Below are 16,283 nucleotides of genomic sequence, written 5' to 3'. Positions count from 1 at the left end.
CGCAACACCTTTCAGGATGGGCTTGATCTAGACTCCGGCCGGTCAATTCGACGACCCGACCCCTGGAGCGTGCAATGGAACTGCCGACAAAAGAACAAGCCATCGCCAGCAACCGCGAGGCCTGGAATGACTCCGCCCGTCACCACAAAGACTCCAGCGAATGGCAAGCCTTGTTGAAGGGCGTGGAACAGTCGGATTTTTCCTGCCTGGATGACACCCTGACCGCGCTGCTGGCCCAGACCGGTGTCGACGGCAAGGAAGTGCTGCAACTGGGCTGCAACAATGGCCGCGAAAGCCTGTCGCTGTTCGCCCTGGGTGCACGCAGCGTAGTGGGCGTCGACCAGTCCGACGCATTTCTCGAGCAGGCTCGGGAACTGGCTTCCCGCTCGCCCCATGCGCCGCAATTCATCGAAGCGGACATTCACCACTTGCCTGCCTCACTGCAGGCGCGCTTCGACCTGGCGCTGATCACCATCGGGGTCTTGAACTGGATGCCGGACATCGGCGAATTCTTCCGCCATGTGGCGCGTACGCTGAAGCCGGGCGGCGCGCTGGTGGTGTACGAAACCCACCCGTTCCTGGAAATGTTCGACCCCGAGGCCGCCGATCCTTTTCGCCCGGCCAGTTCATACTTCCGTCGCGAACCGTTCGTGCAGCACGAGCCGATCGTCTATGAGGGCAAGGTCGAACAGCCAGCTGCGCCGTCCTACTGGTTCGTCCACACCCTGGGCGACCTCTTCGGCGCTGCCATTGCCGCAGGGCTGCAGATTCGTCACTTCAAGGAATACCCGCACTCCAATCGTGAAGAACTGTATGACTGCTATCAGCAGCAGGTGGCGCAGTTGCCGTTGTGTTTTACGTGGGTGGTGGTGAAGCCAGCGACATAACACGCAGAATCAAATCAGAGACTTGAGTGATTGACCGTGTGCCCTGGCTGCGCGCAGAGATCTATGCCCAGGGCATGAATGACCTTCAGGACCGTATCGAAACGCGGTTTAGCTCCGGGCGCGAAGGCTTTGTAGAGGCTTTCGCGACCCATTCCCGAGTCTTTGGCAATCTGTGTCATGCCACGGGCTTTCACCACATAGCCGATAGCGCGAAGAAACTCCTCGTTGTCACCGTCTGCGAGTACCTGAGACAGGTACTCGCTAATGGCTTCATCACTGTCGAGCAGTGCAGCCATGTCGAAATTCGTCAAAGTCTGGCTCATGGTCAAACCTCCTTTGCCATTTTTTTTGCGCGTTTGATATCGGCGTTTTGAGATGACTTGTCACCCCCGGCCAGCAAGACAATGACGACACCGCCTCGCATCGTGAAGTAAACCCGGTATCCGGCACCCACGTCCACGCGCATTTCAGAAACGCCATCACCGACTGGTTTGTTATCGCCGAGATTACCCGCAGATGCGCGGTCAATGCGACGAGCGATAGCTAGCTTGGCCCGTTTTTTTCTGAGGAAGATGTAGGCGACTCCTTCGCGAGCAAGCTCGCTCCTACAGACCGCCCTGCGCACGGTGAGGCGCAGCGTCGCCCGCAGCGGTATAGGCCACCCTCGGCACACCCGGCAAGCGCTGTTCCAGCAGCGCACTCAAGGACTCTCCCGGTTCCAGGTAGGCATCGCCGAAGTCGGCGCCGAGCCGGTTCGGGTGGGCGACGATTTCCAGCAGTCCGTCGGCCGGCGGCGCGGCGTTGCGCAGATCCCGCGGGGTGCACACGTAGTCGGCGGTGGTGCCGGCCAAGTGGCTCAGGCGACGGTTGAGCAGGTCCTTGAACACGCGTTTGGGCAGGCTGAGGTTTTGTTTCAGGTTGCGCACCAGACGCACCGGCACCCCCTGGCGGGCGGCGAAGCGCGCGACGATCACGCCGATCGGCCAGATGTTGTGCACGTGTTGATGGGAGTCCAGATGACTGGGGCGCAAGCCGTTGTCCAGGCAGCGTTGCCACTGGGCTTCGAGTTCTTCGAGCACGGCGTGGCGATCCCGGCGCCCGAGCCAGAGGCGGCTGCGAGACCGGTTGAGGTGGAACACACCGGCACCGTCGCAAAACGTCGGGCGCTGCACAATGCTCTGGCTCAACGGACGGCCGTGGGTCAGGTTGAAATGCAGGCCGATGCGGCCTTCGAGCAACGGATGCCGGGCCAGGACGCAGGCTGTTTCGAACGCCGGCATGTTGGCCATGGCGGTGGCGGAACTGATGAGCCCGGCCTGGAACGCGCCAAGGATCACGGCGTTTTCGCAGGCACTAAGACCGAAATCGTCAGCATTGACGATCACTTGCCGAGGCATGTTCACCCTCCTGGAGTTTTTCCGAAGGCGCAGGCGTTTTGACAGCAGGTGCCGCGACGGGCGTCGGGGTTACGACTGTGGCCGCTGCGAATCCACTCAAGATTTTGGACACTCAACCCACTCATCATTTGTAGCTGGAAACTGGGGGTACGCAAAAACCAAAAGCACCCGTGGCGCACGAGCGTGGTTTTTATCGACCTTGCCGGGCTCGCCAGGCGCCCGGCGCGTACCCCAGCCACCGCAGGCATGCGCGGTTGAAGCTTTGTACATCGCTGTAGCCCAGGCGGTCGGAAATCTCCACCAGTTCCAGACCTGTCCCCTGCAGAAAATCTTCGGCCCGGTAGCGGCGGTACTCGTCGAGCAACTCGGAAAAACTCCAGCCTAACGCCTTCAAGCGTCGGGCGGCGGTGCGCTCGAGCAGATGCTGGGTGCTGCACCATTGCTGCCAGTTGGCTTGTGCGAGGTCGACGATCAAGTGGTCGCAGACTTGCTCCAGCAAGGTCGGTTCGCTGTTGCGTCGGGTCTGTTCCAGCAGTTCGACCAGTGTCTGTTCCAGCTCATGATTGCCCGGCGTCAACGGGATGACGAACAACTGTGGATCGAGGCGGATCGAGTGTTGCGCCTGTTGCCACTGCACGGGGGCGCGGAAGGCTTGCTCGTGAGCCTGCGGGTTGGCGGTGCAGGGCCCGGTCAGCCCGATGCCCAGCACCGGATCGCGCTCGAGGCCGCTGGCGAGGAACTTGCGCCGCAACATGCTGCACAGGCTGATGAGGATGTAATCGGCGGTGGCGGCGTTGGCTTTGACGCTGCCGCGATCGAGCAGGCGCAGTTCGACGGTGTCGCCGCCGCGCAGGATCTGCGCCTGGAAGTGCCCGTTGAAAAACGGAAAGAAGCGCACGAAATACTGGCAGGCGCTGTCCAGTGATTCGGCCACATCGAACAGGTACGTCAGGCCATTGGTGGCGGTGGAAACGAAACGCCGACCGGCCGCCAGGCCGATCAGCGGGTCGCCGGTCTGTTCCAGGGCAAACGCCCAGAAGCGCCGCGACATGAACAGCGGAATGCGCATGAAGGGTGTGCGCAACTCGAACAGGCTGCGACGAAACAGGCCTTCGATGTGTTCGCGGTCCACACCGCGTGCCAGCAGCTCTTCGATGGCCGGCAGCAGGGTCGGTGCGTAGAACGCATTGGGTATGGATTGATCGTGCAGTGGCTGATCGCTTTTTGTCATGTAGGGCTCACAGCTTGTTCCGGAACACTGGTTAGGCTGCCCGACGTTAAGCGATTTGCCGGAGCAAGACCATGCTTGATTTACGCCAGCTCGATTTGAACCTGTTGCTTGCCTTCGATGCGATTTACCAGCAGCGCAGCGTCACCCGTGCCGCCGAGGTGATGTGCCTGTCGCAACCGGCCATGAGCAATGCGTTGCGTCGCCTGCGCGAGTTGTGCGGCGATCCGCTGTTCATCAAAAGTCGCCTGGGCGTGACGCCGACACTGGTCGCCCATCGTCTGGCCGACTACGTGCGTGCGGCGCTCGAGTCATTGCGCGATGGCTTGCGCATGATCCCCGCCGCGCGGCAGAACAATCCGCTGCTGCGCATCAGTTGCCTGGATTGCCTGCAACCGGTACTGCTCGATGCCTTGCTCGAATCGCCCCATGCCGATTGGCAGGTGCGTTATTTCCAGCCCCGGCGCCGTGACGCCTTGCAGGACCTGGCCAGCGGCAAGCTGGATATCCTGATCGACCTCGACCAGCCGCTGGCCGGGCTTGCCGGCCTGCACAAGCAGGCATTGCCCGCCGACCATTACGTGTTCGCCTATGGCACCGCGCTCAAGGCGCCGCCGCGCACCCTGCAGGAGTATCTGGAGCAACCGCAGATTCAGGTGTCGAGCCGCCGCGACGGACTCAGCCCGGTGGACTTGCAGCTTGGCTTGAAAGGCCTGCGCCGCCATATCGCGATGAGCACCCAGAGCACCCTGGCCGCGAAGCTGATCGCCGACCGCCAGCCGTTGGGCATCAGCCTGCCAAGCCGGGTCGCCAGTGTGCTGGGCCTGCAACACGTGCCGCTGCCCCTGGACGAACCCGTGGAGTTGAAACTGGCGCTGTACATCGAGTCCCGTTATCGCTTCGAGCGCAGCCGCGAGGAGGCGATGCATTGCCTGCTGCGCGCCCTCGGTGAGCCCCGGGCATTGCAGGCGCTGGCGCGGCGGGCGTGACGCCCACACAACCAGGGTTGTGCATTGCAATGTGGCGAGGGGGCTTGCCCCCGTTCGACCGCGAAACGGTCGTAATACCAATGTTGGTTCTACCCGAAGAAATAGGCTGGCAGTTTTAGGGCCGCTTCGCAGCCCAACGGGGGCAAGCCCCCTCGCCACATGGATTTGTGGAGCTGCTTGAGGGGCCTAATTCGACGCCAGCAAACGCCGGTCAACCGACAACACCGCCTCGACCATCGCCAGCGCCGCCGGTGTCAGGGAGTGGCCGGCGCGGCTGACGATGCCGTAGTGCAATTGCAGGCCGGGATCGCCCTTGGGCACATCGACAAATTCCAGCAGGCGGATCAGGCGCTGGTCGACCAGTTCGGCCAGGGCCTCCATGGTCGCGATGCCCACCGCGTCGGAGCGCATCACCACGCGGCGGATGGCATCGAACTGCGCGCATTCCACGCTCGGGTTGAAGTCCGCCTCGCCCTGTGCGTCGGCGAGGATCTTGCGGATCATCGGTGGAATTCGCGTACCAACCACCGCGTAGTCGAGCAGGGCGCGCAGGGACAGGTCCTGCTGTTGCGCCAGGGGATGACCGACACGGCAAAAGAACCGCCCGCGCCGGGGGCGCAACAGCTGTACCTGGTATTGCGGGTCGCCGGTGAAGTAGCGCGAGTCGGCCACGAGGAATTCGATCTGCTGTTCACGAAGCCAGACCGCCAGTTGTTCCCAGTCGCCCTGGTGAAAACTGATGCGGATCGCCGGGTGCGCCTGGATGAATTCCGCCAGCGCCTCGGGCACCAGCAACTGTGCCGGATAGGGGCCACAGCCGAAGTGCAACTCGCCACCGGTAAGGCCGTTGTATTGCGTCAATTCGTTGTGCAGGGCCTGGCTGCCGGCGAGCAGGCGCCGGGCATGTTGCAACACCAATTCACCCTGGCCCGTCAGGCGGAATTCGCGGCTGCTGCGCTCCACCAGCGCGCAGTCGAGGTCGCGCTCCAGGGTCTGGATGCTGCGACTGAAGGCCGGTTGGCTAAGATTGATCGCCTCGGCGGCGCGCCCGAAATTGCGGTAATCGGCCAGGGCGACAAGGTGGCGGAGTTGTCGTAGATCCATCATGCGTCTCCTGCATTCAGCGGATACTTTTAATGCATTGGATCGATAGCACAGAGGCTGGCATAAGTACACGCCTGTCTTCTCTCCGTAACGTGCCATGACCTGCCAACCGTTCATTTCCAGCGCCTTCACCCGCACCATTCTCAGCCATGCCCGGCAGTCCGGCCTGTGCCAGGACCAACTGCTGCAACGGGCCGGCATCTGTCTTTCGTTGCTCGAAGGGCAGGATCTGCACGTGCCTGCGCACCTGGTCGAGCGTCTGTGGAACGAATGCGAACGTGCGGGTGCGGGGGTGTCGTTTGGCTGTGAACTGGTCAATGGCATGGCGACCACCACGTTGCGGGGTTTGAACATCCTGCTGGACTCCGCCGCCACCTTGCGCGCGAGCCTGGCGTGCTTCACTGATTTCCTGCCACGGGTGACCAACTATGTGGTGGCGGAACTGGAGGAGGGTGACGGACAGGCCCGCCTGCACTTGCGCAGTGCCGGCCGGCAGGCGCATTTTTTCGGCCTCGATGCGGCGACCCTGACGTTGGTGCGCAACATTGCCCGACGTTTGGGGCGGGCGCCGGCCGAGGTGTTTGTCAGCGTTCGCCTGACGCCGCAGCAGGCAGCCGGGCAGTGGTTGCGTAGCGTGGGTATCGAGGTGCTGGAGGGGGCACATCCGTGTTTGAGTCTGCCTGCGGTTAGCCTTGATGAGCCGTTGTTGGGGGCTAATGCGTTTTTGCATCAGAGCATGTTGCGGCATTGGCAGACTGCGGCGGCGCAAGATAGTCGTAGCGACAGTCTGGAGTTGGCGCGGCATTGGTTGACGGCCGGCGATCAGCCGATTGAGCGGATAGCCGAGCGGTTGGGGTATCGGCAGGCCAGTAATTTTATTCGGGCGTTTCGTAAGCGGTTTGGGGTTACGCCCAAGCAGTTTCGTCTGGGGGTGTAGGTTTTGTTGGGGGCATATCCGTTATTTAGGTAACGGCGGCTTATGGTTTCGCCCTTACGGCGACTCCCTTTTTTACAAGCGCCTAAAAAAGGAAGCAAAAAACGCTCGCCCCGAACGTACGGCCCCTCGCTGAGGCTCGGGGTTCCTTCGCTGCGGTATTCATCCGGGGGCATTGCCCTCCGGTCGGCTTCGCTTCGACCTACATGCAATGAGTTCGACTGCGTCGAACGGCGCTGCGCGCCCATCCCCGGATGAACACCTCCGCTCAGCCTGCCGAAGGGGCGGGCAGATCAAAAGCAGCCGAGGCGGCCTACGGGCCGGCCTGGTTTTCCTGACCGTGCTCAATTCAAAACTGTAGGAGCGAGCCTGCTCGCGATGACGGCCTGCCAGCCGACCGAAATCTTGCAGATGTACCGAATACCTGTGGGAGCAAGCTTGTTCGCGAAAGCGGCCTGCCAGCCGACCGAAATCTTGCAGATGTACTGAATACCTGTGGGAGCGAGCCTGCTCGCGAAGGCGGTCTGCCAGCCGACCGAAATCTTGCAGATGTACTGAATACCTGTGGGAGCGAGCCTGCTCGCGAAGGCGGTCTGCCAGCCGACCGAAATCTTGCTGATGTACTGAGTACCTGTGGGAGCGAGCTTGCTCGCGATGGCGGCCGGCCAGTCGACATGTACCTCACAGACGAACGAACCCAACAACCAGGCCGGCCGGTAGGCCGCCTCGGGCGCTGTTGCGGTGTACGCCCCCTCGTGAGGCCGAGCGCAGGTTCTGCGCAGTGGGCAACCCGGCATGGATGCCGGGTTAGCCGCCCCCGGCCATGGATGGCCGATGGCGGCGGGCCCACGGAGCAGGACCGGAGCGAGGGTATGCCGAGCCTAGGCGAGGCACCGAATGTAAGGGGCAGGAGCCCTTGGTTACTTGGGGCTTTTCCAAGTGACCCGCCGTAAGGGCGGAACCATTAGCCGCCGTTACCGCAGAAACGGATAGGTACACCTTCAAAAAAACACGCCGCCTGCAACGCAGCCATCGCGAGCAAGCTCGCTCCCACAGGGGGATCAGCGAATAAAGTGAATCTTCCCGCTGTCATCATTGCCCATGTAAATGCCATAAACCCCGGCCTGCCGCTCCTCGATATAACGCTCGAGAATCTGCCGGATCGCCGGATAGTAGATGCTGTCCCAGGGAATCTCCTCAGGCGCGAAGAACTTGTAGTCGAGGGTTTCCGGCCCGTATTGCCCGGTGATCTCCAGCGCGATGGCGCGGAAGATGATGTACACCTCGCTGATCTTGGGCACGCTGAAAATCGAGTAGGGCGAGACGATTTCCGCACGCACGCCACTCTCTTCCCAGACCTCGCGCAAGGCCGCCTGCTCGGTGGTCTCGCCGCTTTCCATGAAGCCCGCGGGCAGGGTCCAGGTGCCGGGGCGCGGCGGGATGGCGCGCTGGCACAACAGGTATTTGCCGTCCTGCTCGATGATGCAGCCGGCGATGATTTTCGGATTGATGTAGTGGATGTAGCCGCAACCGCGGCACATCAGGCGCTCGTGCGTATCGCCCGGCGGCAGCTGCTGACCGAGATCAGCGCTGCCGCACTTGGGGCAAAAGCTCGGGCTGAACATCTCAGCGACCTATGCGCGGTTCTTTCAGCGCGATGGGCAGGGTGATCGCCGGGATGTCGCCGGTTTCTTCCTGCTTGCGCTTGAGGTAGTCCAGGGCGACGGCAGCGGCCGCGCGCACGTGGTCGACGCAGGCCTGGTGGGCGGCCAGCGGATCGCCGCCCTTGATCGCCTCGACCATGCGTTCCATTTCCTGGTTGCTGGCGCCGCGACGGTTTTCCTGGGACACCGAGGTCGCGCGCAGGTAGCTGATGCGTGCCTGCAATTGGCGCAGCTGAGTGGCCGCGACATGGTTGCCCGAGCCTTCGAGCAGCACGTCGTAGAAACCCTGCACCGAATCGATGACCTGTTGCAGTTCGCCGTCCTTGAGCGCCTTGCGGTTTTCTTCGAGGGCTTTTTCCAGGGCCTTGATGTCCTTGGCCTTGGCGCGCAGGGTGAACAGTTGCACGATCAGCCCTTCGAGCACGCAGCGCAGCTCGTAGATGTCCACGGCATCGGCCAGGGTAATGATCGCGACACGCGGGCCCTTGGCATCGGCGAATTCCACCAGGCCTTCGGATTCCAGGTGACGCAAGGCTTCGCGCACGGAAGTACGGCTGACGCCCAGGCGATCGCACAGATCGCGTTCGACCAGACGGTCTCCCGGCAGGAGCTGGAAGTTCATGATGGCGCTTCGCAGTTTATCCAGCACGATTTCGCGCAGGGTGACGGGGTTGCGATTGACCTTGAAGCTGTCGTCAAGTGGCAGGCGTTTCATGGGGTCCGCTCTGATTGTGGCTGTCCATGCAAAAAGAGCACTTCGATTACGGGAATCCCGGTGCTCGGTCGGATCAAACAGCCAAGGGTTAACTGGAGGCCTCGGCATCGGCTTCGGCGAAGGCTTCACGGGCGAGCCGGAAACTGTCTACGGCAGCGGGGACACCGCAATAAATGCCGACCTGAAGCAATATTTCGCGTATTTGCTCACGACTCAGGCCGTTACGCAAGGCGCCGCGCACATGCAGCTTGAGTTCATGGGGCCGGTTGAGGGCCGAGATCATCGCCAGGTTGATCATGCTGCGTTCCTTGAGGGACAAACCCTCACGGCCCCAGACATGACCCCAGCAATACTCGGTGACCATCTCCTGCAAGGGACGGGTGAAGTCGTCGGCGTTCTCGATGGAGCGATTGACGTAGGCTTCGCCCAACACCTGGGTGCGGATCTTCAGGCCTTTTTCGTATTTTTCGTTGTTCATTCCGATTGTCTCCTGTGGGGGCACGGATCTGTGGGATCCGGCTTGCCGGCGATGGCGTTCTTGAGGACGCATTCGCCGGCAAGCCGGCTCTTACAGGTTGAACGCGCGGCTCAGAGGCCGCCCATAAAGGTGTATTTGAGTTCCAGGTAATCCTCGATGCCGTACTTCGAGCCTTCACGGCCCAGCCCCGAGGACTTGATGCCGCCGAAGGGGGCGACTTCGGTGGAAATCAGCCCTTCGTTGATCCCGACCATGCCGTACTCCAGCGCCTCGCTCATGCGCCAGGCGCGGCCCAGGTCGCGGGTGTAGCAGTAGGCAGCGAGGCCGAATTCGGTGTCGTTGGCCATCTCGATGGCCTGGGCCTCGGTGTCGAAACGGAACACTGCGGCCAGCGGACCGAAGGTTTCATCGCGGGCGACTTTCATCTGCGTGGTGACGCCTGTGACCACGGTCGGCTGGAAGAAACCGTTGCCCAGCCCATGGCGTTCGCCGCCGCACATTAGTTGTGCACCCTGGGCCAGGGCGTCTTGCACGTGCTCTTCGACCTTGGCCACGGCACGTTCGTTGATCAGCGGACCCTGGGTCACACCTTCTTCGAAACCGCTGCCGACCTTGAGTTGCGAAACCCGTTCGGCAAGGCGTGCGACAAAGGCGTCGTGGATGCCGGCCTGCACCAGAAAGCGATTGACGCAGACACAGGTCTGCCCGGCGTTGCGGAATTTGGCGATCAGCGCACCGTCGACGGCACGTTCCAGATCGGCGTCGTCGAAGACAATGAACGGCGCATTGCCGCCCAGTTCCAGCGAGACTTTTTTCAGCGTCGGCGCGCACTGGGCCATCAGCAGCTTGCCGATGGCGGTGGAGCCGGTGAACGACAGTTTGCGCACCAGAGGGCTGCTGGTCAGCTCGGCGCCGATGGCGATGGCGTCGCCGGTGATCACGTTGAAAATACCCGCTGGAATGCCGGCCTGTTCCGCCAGCGCAGCCATGGCCAGTGCCGAGAAGGGTGTTTCCGGCGCCGGTTTGACGATGCACGGGCAACCGGCGGCCAACGCCGGTCCGGCCTTGCGGGTGATCATCGCCGCCGGGAAATTCCACGGCGTGATGGCCGCGACCACGCCAATCGGCTCCTTGCTGACCACGATGCGTGCATCGCCCTTGTGGCTGGGAATGGTGTCGCCGTAGATGCGCTTGGCTTCCTCGGCGAACCACTCGATGAAGCTCGCGGCGTAGAGGATTTCGCCCTTGGCTTCGGCCAGCGGCTTGCCTTGTTCGAGGGTGAGGATTTCGGCCAGGGCGTCGGCATTTTCCAGCATCAGGGCATGCCAACGCTTGAGCGTATTGCTGCGTTCTTTGGCGGTCAGCGCGCGCCAGGCCGGCCAGGCCTTGTTGGCGGCCTCGATGGCCAGGCGCGCCTGCTCGGCGCCGAGGTCCGGCACCTGACCGATCAACTCGCCGGTGGCCGGGTTGAAGATGTCCTGTTGCGCACCATCGGGCGCCTCCAGCCATTGGCCATTGATGTAGGCCTGCTGGCGGAACAGTAACGAGGCTGCTGGGCTCATGCCGGCTCCTGACAAAAAAAGAATATGCACCGCGGTACCTGTGGGAGCGGGCTTGCTCGCGAAAGCGGTGGGTCAGTCATATTAATGTCGACTAACACTCCGCCTTCGCGAGCAAGCCCGCTCCCACAGGGGGATTGTGTCGAGCCATCAAGCCAGGGCAGGCAGCGGACCCAGCTTGCCTTTGTGGTAGATCATCGGTGTCACCGGTTGCTCGGGCAGGATCAGGTTCTTCACCGCGCCGACGATGATCGCGTGATCACCGCCGTCGTATTCGCGCCACAGCTCGCACTCGATGATCGCCGTGGCCTTGGCCAGGATCGGGTTGCCCCGTTCGCTCAGGTGCCACTCGATGCCTTTGGCTTTGTCCTTGCCTTTACCGGCGAAGGCATAGGCTTCGGCGGTCTGCTCGGCGGACAGCAAATGAATCGCGAACTGCTTGCTGTCGCGCAGCACCGGGTAGGTGTCGGAGCCGTAGTTGGGGCAGAACAGCACCAGTGCCGGGTCGATCGACAACGCACTGAAGGCGCTGGCGGTGATGCCGACGATGCCGCCGTCCGGGTCCAGGGTGGTGACCACCGTGACCCCGGACGGGAACGAGCTCATCACGTCTTTGTAAATGCCGGGTTCGATCATTTTCCAGGACTCCTAGCGCATCACGAAGGGATCAGGCATCGGTGCCTGGGACAGGTTGATCCACACCGTTTTCAGCTCGGTGTAGGCCAGCACCGAATCGATGCCGCTTTCGCGTCCATAGCCGCTGTTCTTGAAACCGCCGATCGGCGCCATGGCCGAGACCGCGCGGTAGGTGTTGACCCAGATGATCCCCGAGCGCACGTCCCGGGCCAGGCGGTGGGCACGGCCCAGGTCGCGGGTCCAGATGCCGGCGGCGAGGCCGAACTGCGAGTCGTTGGCGATCGCCAGGGCTTCGGCTTCGTCCTTGAAACGGATGACCGAAGCCACCGGGCCAAAAACTTCTTCCTGCATGATCTTCATCGAGTTGCGGTCGCACTCGAACAGCGTCGGTTCGTAGAACCAGCCGTCGCCCAGATTCTGCGGACGCTTGCCACCCAGGCGCAGACGCGCACCTTCGGCGATGGCATCGGCCACCAGGCCTTCGACCACGGCCAGTTGCTGCGCGGTGGCCATCGGGCCCATTTCGCTGCTGTCTTCCTGGGGGTTGCCGATGCGAATGCGCTGGGCGCGTTCCACCAGGCGAGCGACGAACTCGTCGTAGATTTCATCCTGCACCAGCAGGCGCGAACCGGAGACGCAGCTCTGCCCGGAGGCGGCGTAGATCCCGGCGATGGCGCCGTTGATCGCGCTGTCGAGGTCGGCGTCGGCGAAGATGATGTTCGGCGATTTGCCGCCCAGTTCCAGCGACAGTTTGGCGAAGTTCTCCGCACTGCTGCGCACCACATGCCGCGCCGTGGCCGCGCCGCCGGTGAAGGCGATCTTGCGCACCAGCGGATGGCGGGTGAGGGCGGCACCGGTGCTTGGGCCATATCCGGTGACGACGTTGACCACCCCCGGCGGAATCCCGGCTTCCAGGGCCAGGCGCGCCAGTTCGAGGATGGTCGCCGAGGCGTGCTCCGACGGCTTGATCACGATGGTGTTGCCTGCGGCGAGGGCTGGAGCGAGTTTGATCGCGGTCAGGTACAGCGGGCTGTTCCACGGGATGATCGCGGCAACCACGCCCATGGCTTCGTGCACGGTGTAGGCAAACAGGTCCGGCTTGTCCAGCGGCAGGGTGCCGCCTTCGAGCTTGTCGGCCAGGCCTGCGGTGTAGTGGAAGAACTCCGGCAGATAACCCACCTGGCCACGGGTTTCTCGGATCAGCTTGCCGTTGTCGCGGCTTTCCAGCTGCGCCAGTTGTTCCTTGTTTTCGGCGATCAGGTCGCCCAGGCGTCGCAGCAATTTGCCGCGCGCAGTGGCGGTCAAGCCGCGCCAGGCCGGGCTGTCGAAAGCGGTTTGCGCGGCTTGTACCGCGCGCTCGACATCGGCTTCGTCGGCATCGGGCAATTCGGCCCAAGGTTCGGCCAGCGCCGGGTTGAGGCTTTCGAAGGTCTTGCCGGACAGGGCATCGACCCATTCACCGCCGATGCACATCTGGAAGCGTGCGAGTGTCATGCAACGATCCCCTTGATCTGGTTTTGTTGGGAGTGCGCGGCCTGCAGAAACTCCAGCAACAGCTGGTTGACCAGGCGCGGCGATTCTACGGGCATCATATGCCGTTGCTCGGCGAGCACGGCAACGGTCGCGCCGGGAATGCGTTCGGCCAGTTGCCGGGCCATTTCCGGGGTCGAGCCGGGGTCCAGTTCGCCGGTGGCGATCAGCGTCGGCACGCGGATGCTGCCCAGGTCGTCGGCGCGGTACATGTCCTGGGTGGCGAACAGTTCATAGGTGGTCAGGTAACCCTGAGGGTCATTGCCGGCCAGGGTCTGGCGAATCGCGGCGATCTGCGCCGGGTTCGCGGCCTGGTATTCGCGGCTGAACCAGCGCGACAGCGCCGCTTCGGCATTGGCGTCCGGCCCGTGTTCGGCAGCCTGGCTGGTGCGGGCGATGACCCCCGCGCGCTGTTCGGCGCTGCGGTTGAACACGCTGTTGAGCACCACCAAGCCTGACAGGCGTTGCGCGTAGTGCAGGGCAAACGCCCGCGCCACCAGCCCGCCCATGGAAAAACCGATCACCGTTGCCTTGGGCAATTGCAGGTGGTCGAGCAGCTCCAGCAACTGGTCGGCATAGCCGAGCAGCGGTGTGCCACTCTCTGGCCGCGGACTGGCGCCATGGCCGAGCATGTCGTAGGCGATGACGCGGTACTTCGTGGCCAGGCCAACGATCTGGCCGCCCCACATTTCTTTGTTCAGGCCCACGCCGTGGATCAAGACCACGGGCTGGCCTTGGCCGGTCGCCAGGTAACTGGTGCCAGCCGGGGTGAGTTCAGCGGTGAGCCGAATCATGGAGCGCTCCTGCAATGCCTTCTTGTTGTCGTTCTACCGGCCGGTTACTGGGCTTTTTCGGCGGCCAGTTCTTCCAGGTCGATGTAGCGGTTGCCGATGCGCGGGTGCAGGCGGCCGCCGTCGGCGCAACCCAGGACCACGACGATTTCGTCGGCACGCGGGGCGTCTTCGATCTGCATTTCCAGGGTGATGTAGTGCGAACGCAGGCCTTCGTCGTCCTTGTGCATCATCGGGATCTGGATCGAGGTGCCCGGGCCGCCGCGCTTGTTGGTGAAGCTCAGGTAGCTCTTGGCCTTGACCGCTTCGCGGTAGTGGTTGCCGAAGCGCAGGGTGTGGATCACCGCCGAAGCGTGCTCGATTTCACCATCGGCACCGACCACCGCAGCCTTGCCGTAAGCCTCGATCTTCTCGGCGCCGCCGATGATGCCCACCAGACGCTCGACCATCAGTGCGCCGAGGTCGGAGCAGTTGGCGCGGATCTGTGGTTTCAGGTCTTCGACGAAACCGTTGCCCAGCCAGGGGTTTTTCATCACCACGGCCAGACCGACCATGGTCACGGGCTTATCGGTGGCTTTGCCGCCTTCAATAAAGGTTTCTTCGACATAGCTGACGATCTTGCGGATTTCGAAACTCATGAGCTGCTCCGTAGAGGTTTTGGGTGTCTGTGCGTCTGATGGTATACCATAATACCGGAAGCACAAGTCCCCGAACGGAGTTTCTGGCTGGATGGCGTGCAAAAGTGTGCGCCACCGGTCGCAGCGGACAAACGGCAGGCACGGGTTTGCGCCGGGCACAGGCCCGGAGGAGAGAAGGGTTAAGAAGGGGATCAGCGGTCAAGCAGCGTGTCGGTGTACCTGGCGGGAAAGATTGTGAGATTGGTTAGAACGATTATTTCTTTCCGCTATTTATATAGATGCAATCTGCATATCCATAACCGATTAATCCGCATCATGGCTTTTACCTTGTCCGTGATCGAATCCGATTGTTCGTCACAGCAGAAACAATCGTCCTGCCTGCCTCGTTAAGCCTGCCCCGACATCGACTTTGGCTGTTCGATCGCCAGCTTGTTGCGCTCGGCCGATTCCCTAGAATCGGCCTCCATCAGCTTCGCCCAACTATCCAGTCCTTCAGGGAGTAACACCATGATGAATGCCATGCAGATGCAAATGCCGATGAACGCCCCCATGCCAATGATGCCGATGATGGGCATGCCAATGATGATGGCGACCATGTCCTGCGACATGATGGACGACGGCATGATGTGCAAGATGATGCCGGCCGCTGGCATGGACATGGCCATGTTCAAGAACAGCGCTGAAATGATGCAGATGATGATGAACTGCGGCATGCCGATGATGATGCACTGCGGCAACATGAGCATGATGTGCATGTCCCAGGCGAGCATGGCCATGCCGATGATGAACATGATGATGCCAATGCCGATGATGGGCATGCCGATGCCATCGATGAAGTGCGTGATGGAATGCACCATGATGGCTGACGGCATGATGTGCAAAATCATGCCGATGGCCGGCATGAACATGGACATGATGAAAAGCTGCTGCGCGCTGATGATGAAAATGATGAACGACTGCAGCATGCCGATGATGATGAGCTGCAACGGCATGCCGCTGATGTGCTGCACCTGCTAAATCCTGCAACGTACCTGTAGGAGCGAGCTTGCTCGCGATGGACGTCAACGATGACGCGGGTTTTCTGAAAAAAACGCGTCAGCCTTGAGTCCATCGCGAGCAAGCTCGCTCCTACAGGTCGTTTTAGTCCAGGCGTTCCGGGTAGGTCACTACAAGATAAGCCACCGCTTCACTGTCGGCGGGGTTGCGATAGCGGTGGGGCTGGTCGGCATAAAACAGGATCGAGTCCCCCGTGGACAGCAGGTAACGCTCGTCGTTGACGCTGATTTCCAGCACACCCTGCGCCACCACCAGGTTTTCCTGGACGCCTGGGCCATGGCCCTGCGAATGGTCCTCTCCCAACGGGCTCAGGCGCAGCTCGTAGAATTCCGATTGGCGCGCCACGTCAAACGGGAACAGGGCCCGGCTGACAAAAGCGCCGTTGGCACTGACCAGGCGTTTGCTCTGGCTTGCCGACAGCACGGCCACACCTTCGAAGGCCCGATGCTCCAGAAACGCAGCCACCGATACCTTCAAGCCTTTGGCGATTTTGCACAGCACCTTGATGGACGGCACACTGCGCCCCGATTCGATTTGCGCCAGCATGGCTCGGCTCACGCCGCACTGTCGGGCCAGGGCATCGAGGGACAGATGGCGCTTGCCCCGCAGACGCAGCAGGTTTTGTGCTACCCGTTCGCAGATCGGGTCCTCTTCAGGGGCATCCGGATTGTTCAGGT

The 16,283-nt window shown here is 62.1% G+C and carries 19 protein-coding genes; 4 read left to right on the top strand and 15 right to left on the bottom strand.

The features are described from left to right. Positions 1-74: 74 nt before the first annotated feature. Entirely contained in the window at positions 75-887 is an 813-nt protein-coding gene (locus AB7M25_RS18980; protein WP_454237833.1) for a class I SAM-dependent methyltransferase, read from the top strand. 14 nt (positions 888-901) lie between these two features. Here AB7M25_RS18980 and AB7M25_RS18975 read toward each other — a convergent pair whose 3' ends face one another. The 4 genes from AB7M25_RS18975 to AB7M25_RS18960 all read right to left on the bottom strand — a co-directional run bounded on the left by AB7M25_RS18975 (position 902) and on the right by AB7M25_RS18960 (position 3,515). Continuing rightward, positions 902-1,210, bottom strand: coding sequence for an addiction module antidote protein (locus AB7M25_RS18975; protein ID WP_429388657.1), 309 nt, complete (start codon positions 1,208-1,210; stop codon positions 902-904). A gap of 2 nt (positions 1,211-1,212) precedes the next feature. After that, positions 1,213-1,461: a type II toxin-antitoxin system RelE/ParE family toxin gene (locus AB7M25_RS18970; protein ID WP_454238368.1), complete on the bottom strand. Its 249-nt coding sequence runs from the start codon at positions 1,459-1,461 to the stop codon at positions 1,213-1,215. 31 nt (positions 1,462-1,492) lie between these two features. Beyond that, positions 1,493-2,284 carry a ChbG/HpnK family deacetylase gene (locus tag AB7M25_RS18965; RefSeq protein WP_454237832.1) on the bottom strand — a complete coding sequence of 264 codons (792 nt, stop codon included), beginning with the start codon at positions 2,282-2,284 and terminating at the stop codon, positions 1,493-1,495. 190 nt (positions 2,285-2,474) lie between these two features. Beyond that, the gene (locus AB7M25_RS18960; RefSeq protein WP_454237831.1) at positions 2,475-3,515 is read right to left on the bottom strand and encodes an AraC family transcriptional regulator ligand-binding domain-containing protein; all 1,041 of its coding nucleotides are present in this window, start codon (positions 3,513-3,515) and stop codon (positions 2,475-2,477) included. Between the two features lie 71 nt (positions 3,516-3,586). On the opposite strand from AB7M25_RS18960, the gene AB7M25_RS18955 reads away from it, so the two are divergent. Beyond that, the gene (locus tag AB7M25_RS18955) at positions 3,587-4,501 is read left to right on the top strand and encodes a LysR family transcriptional regulator (RefSeq protein WP_454237830.1); all 915 of its coding nucleotides are present in this window, start codon (positions 3,587-3,589) and stop codon (positions 4,499-4,501) included. A 186-nt stretch (positions 4,502-4,687) separates the two neighbouring features. Here the strand turns inward: AB7M25_RS18955 and AB7M25_RS18950 are convergent, their stop codons facing one another. Continuing rightward, on the bottom strand, positions 4,688-5,608 hold the full coding sequence (locus AB7M25_RS18950; protein WP_429519372.1) for a LysR family transcriptional regulator: 921 nt from the start codon (positions 5,606-5,608) through the stop codon (positions 4,688-4,690). A 94-nt stretch (positions 5,609-5,702) separates the two neighbouring features. On the opposite strand from AB7M25_RS18950, the gene AB7M25_RS18945 reads away from it, so the two are divergent. After that, positions 5,703-6,542, top strand: coding sequence for an AraC family transcriptional regulator (locus AB7M25_RS18945; RefSeq protein WP_429561674.1), 840 nt, complete (start codon positions 5,703-5,705; stop codon positions 6,540-6,542). A 341-nt stretch (positions 6,543-6,883) separates the two neighbouring features. Here AB7M25_RS18945 and AB7M25_RS18940 read toward each other — a convergent pair whose 3' ends face one another. The 9 genes from AB7M25_RS18940 to AB7M25_RS18900 form a co-directional block, all read right to left on the bottom strand. Continuing rightward, the gene (locus AB7M25_RS18940) at positions 6,884-7,240 is read right to left on the bottom strand and encodes a hypothetical protein (RefSeq protein ID WP_454237829.1); all 357 of its coding nucleotides are present in this window, start codon (positions 7,238-7,240) and stop codon (positions 6,884-6,886) included. Between the two features lie 360 nt (positions 7,241-7,600). Next, entirely contained in the window at positions 7,601-8,164 is a 564-nt protein-coding gene (locus AB7M25_RS18935) for an NUDIX hydrolase (RefSeq protein WP_218500422.1), read from the bottom strand. Between the two features lies 1 nt (position 8,165). Beyond that, positions 8,166-8,918: a GntR family transcriptional regulator gene (locus tag AB7M25_RS18930; RefSeq protein ID WP_015095667.1), complete on the bottom strand. Its 753-nt coding sequence runs from the start codon at positions 8,916-8,918 to the stop codon at positions 8,166-8,168. An 88-nt stretch (positions 8,919-9,006) separates the two neighbouring features. Continuing rightward, on the bottom strand, positions 9,007-9,396 hold the full coding sequence (locus tag AB7M25_RS18925; RefSeq protein ID WP_007991919.1) for a carboxymuconolactone decarboxylase family protein: 390 nt from the start codon (positions 9,394-9,396) through the stop codon (positions 9,007-9,009). 110 nt (positions 9,397-9,506) lie between these two features. Further along, on the bottom strand, positions 9,507-10,958 hold the full coding sequence (locus tag AB7M25_RS18920) for an NAD-dependent succinate-semialdehyde dehydrogenase (RefSeq protein WP_454237828.1): 1,452 nt from the start codon (positions 10,956-10,958) through the stop codon (positions 9,507-9,509). Positions 10,959-11,105: 147 nt separating this feature from the next. Beyond that, complete coding sequence (locus tag AB7M25_RS18915) at positions 11,106-11,591, bottom strand: flavin reductase family protein (protein ID WP_007978701.1); 486 nt, start codon at positions 11,589-11,591, stop codon at positions 11,106-11,108. Positions 11,592-11,603: 12 nt separating this feature from the next. Then, positions 11,604-13,085 carry an aldehyde dehydrogenase gene (locus AB7M25_RS18910; RefSeq protein ID WP_429389770.1) on the bottom strand — a complete coding sequence of 494 codons (1,482 nt, stop codon included), beginning with the start codon at positions 13,083-13,085 and terminating at the stop codon, positions 11,604-11,606. Then, positions 13,082-13,915: an alpha/beta fold hydrolase gene (locus tag AB7M25_RS18905; RefSeq protein ID WP_429561736.1), complete on the bottom strand. Its 834-nt coding sequence runs from the start codon at positions 13,913-13,915 to the stop codon at positions 13,082-13,084. The genes AB7M25_RS18910 and AB7M25_RS18905 overlap by 4 nt, the downstream gene beginning before the upstream one ends. A 44-nt stretch (positions 13,916-13,959) precedes the next feature. After that, the gene (locus tag AB7M25_RS18900) at positions 13,960-14,550 is read right to left on the bottom strand and encodes an amino acid synthesis family protein (protein ID WP_007978708.1); all 591 of its coding nucleotides are present in this window, start codon (positions 14,548-14,550) and stop codon (positions 13,960-13,962) included. 507 nt (positions 14,551-15,057) lie between these two features. Between AB7M25_RS18900 and AB7M25_RS18895 the strand changes: the two genes are divergently transcribed. Continuing rightward, complete coding sequence (locus AB7M25_RS18895) at positions 15,058-15,567, top strand: hypothetical protein (RefSeq protein ID WP_429519679.1); 510 nt, start codon at positions 15,058-15,060, stop codon at positions 15,565-15,567. 123 nt (positions 15,568-15,690) lie between these two features. Here the strand turns inward: AB7M25_RS18895 and AB7M25_RS18890 are convergent, their stop codons facing one another. Then, entirely contained in the window at positions 15,691-16,281 is a 591-nt protein-coding gene (locus tag AB7M25_RS18890; RefSeq protein ID WP_162130295.1) for a helix-turn-helix domain-containing protein, read from the bottom strand. Positions 16,282-16,283: the final 2 nt, after the last annotated feature.

This window comes from Pseudomonas sp. AP3_22 TE3818 (genome assembly GCF_053628995.1).
This window is presented reverse-complemented; position numbering and strand designations above follow the sequence as displayed.

Coding starts and splice junctions, on each gene's coding strand:
- AB7M25_RS18935 (WP_218500422.1), bottom strand. CDS start 8,164: ATGTTCAGCCCGAGCTTTTGCCCCAAGTGCGGCAGCGCTGATCTCGGT.
- AB7M25_RS18915 (WP_007978701.1), bottom strand. CDS start 11,591: ATGATCGAACCCGGCATTTACAAAGACGTGATGAGCTCGTTCCCGTCC.
- AB7M25_RS18945 (WP_429561674.1), top strand. CDS start 5,703: ATGACCTGCCAACCGTTCATTTCCAGCGCCTTCACCCGCACCATTCTC.
- AB7M25_RS18925 (WP_007991919.1), bottom strand. CDS start 9,396: ATGAACAACGAAAAATACGAAAAAGGCCTGAAGATCCGCACCCAGGTG.
- AB7M25_RS18975 (WP_429388657.1), bottom strand. CDS start 1,210: ATGAGCCAGACTTTGACGAATTTCGACATGGCTGCACTGCTCGACAGT.
- AB7M25_RS18965 (WP_454237832.1), bottom strand. CDS start 2,284: ATGCCTCGGCAAGTGATCGTCAATGCTGACGATTTCGGTCTTAGTGCC.
- AB7M25_RS18950 (WP_429519372.1), bottom strand. CDS start 5,608: ATGATGGATCTACGACAACTCCGCCACCTTGTCGCCCTGGCCGATTAC.
- AB7M25_RS18920 (WP_454237828.1), bottom strand. CDS start 10,958: ATGAGCCCAGCAGCCTCGTTACTGTTCCGCCAGCAGGCCTACATCAAT.
- AB7M25_RS18895 (WP_429519679.1), top strand. CDS start 15,058: ATGATGAATGCCATGCAGATGCAAATGCCGATGAACGCCCCCATGCCA.
- AB7M25_RS18905 (WP_429561736.1), bottom strand. CDS start 13,915: ATGATTCGGCTCACCGCTGAACTCACCCCGGCTGGCACCAGTTACCTG.
- AB7M25_RS18960 (WP_454237831.1), bottom strand. CDS start 3,515: ATGACAAAAAGCGATCAGCCACTGCACGATCAATCCATACCCAATGCG.
- AB7M25_RS18930 (WP_015095667.1), bottom strand. CDS start 8,918: ATGAAACGCCTGCCACTTGACGACAGCTTCAAGGTCAATCGCAACCCC.
- AB7M25_RS18910 (WP_429389770.1), bottom strand. CDS start 13,085: ATGACACTCGCACGCTTCCAGATGTGCATCGGCGGTGAATGGGTCGAT.
- AB7M25_RS18900 (WP_007978708.1), bottom strand. CDS start 14,550: ATGAGTTTCGAAATCCGCAAGATCGTCAGCTATGTCGAAGAAACCTTT.
- AB7M25_RS18955 (WP_454237830.1), top strand. CDS start 3,587: ATGCTTGATTTACGCCAGCTCGATTTGAACCTGTTGCTTGCCTTCGAT.
- AB7M25_RS18980 (WP_454237833.1), top strand. CDS start 75: ATGGAACTGCCGACAAAAGAACAAGCCATCGCCAGCAACCGCGAGGCC.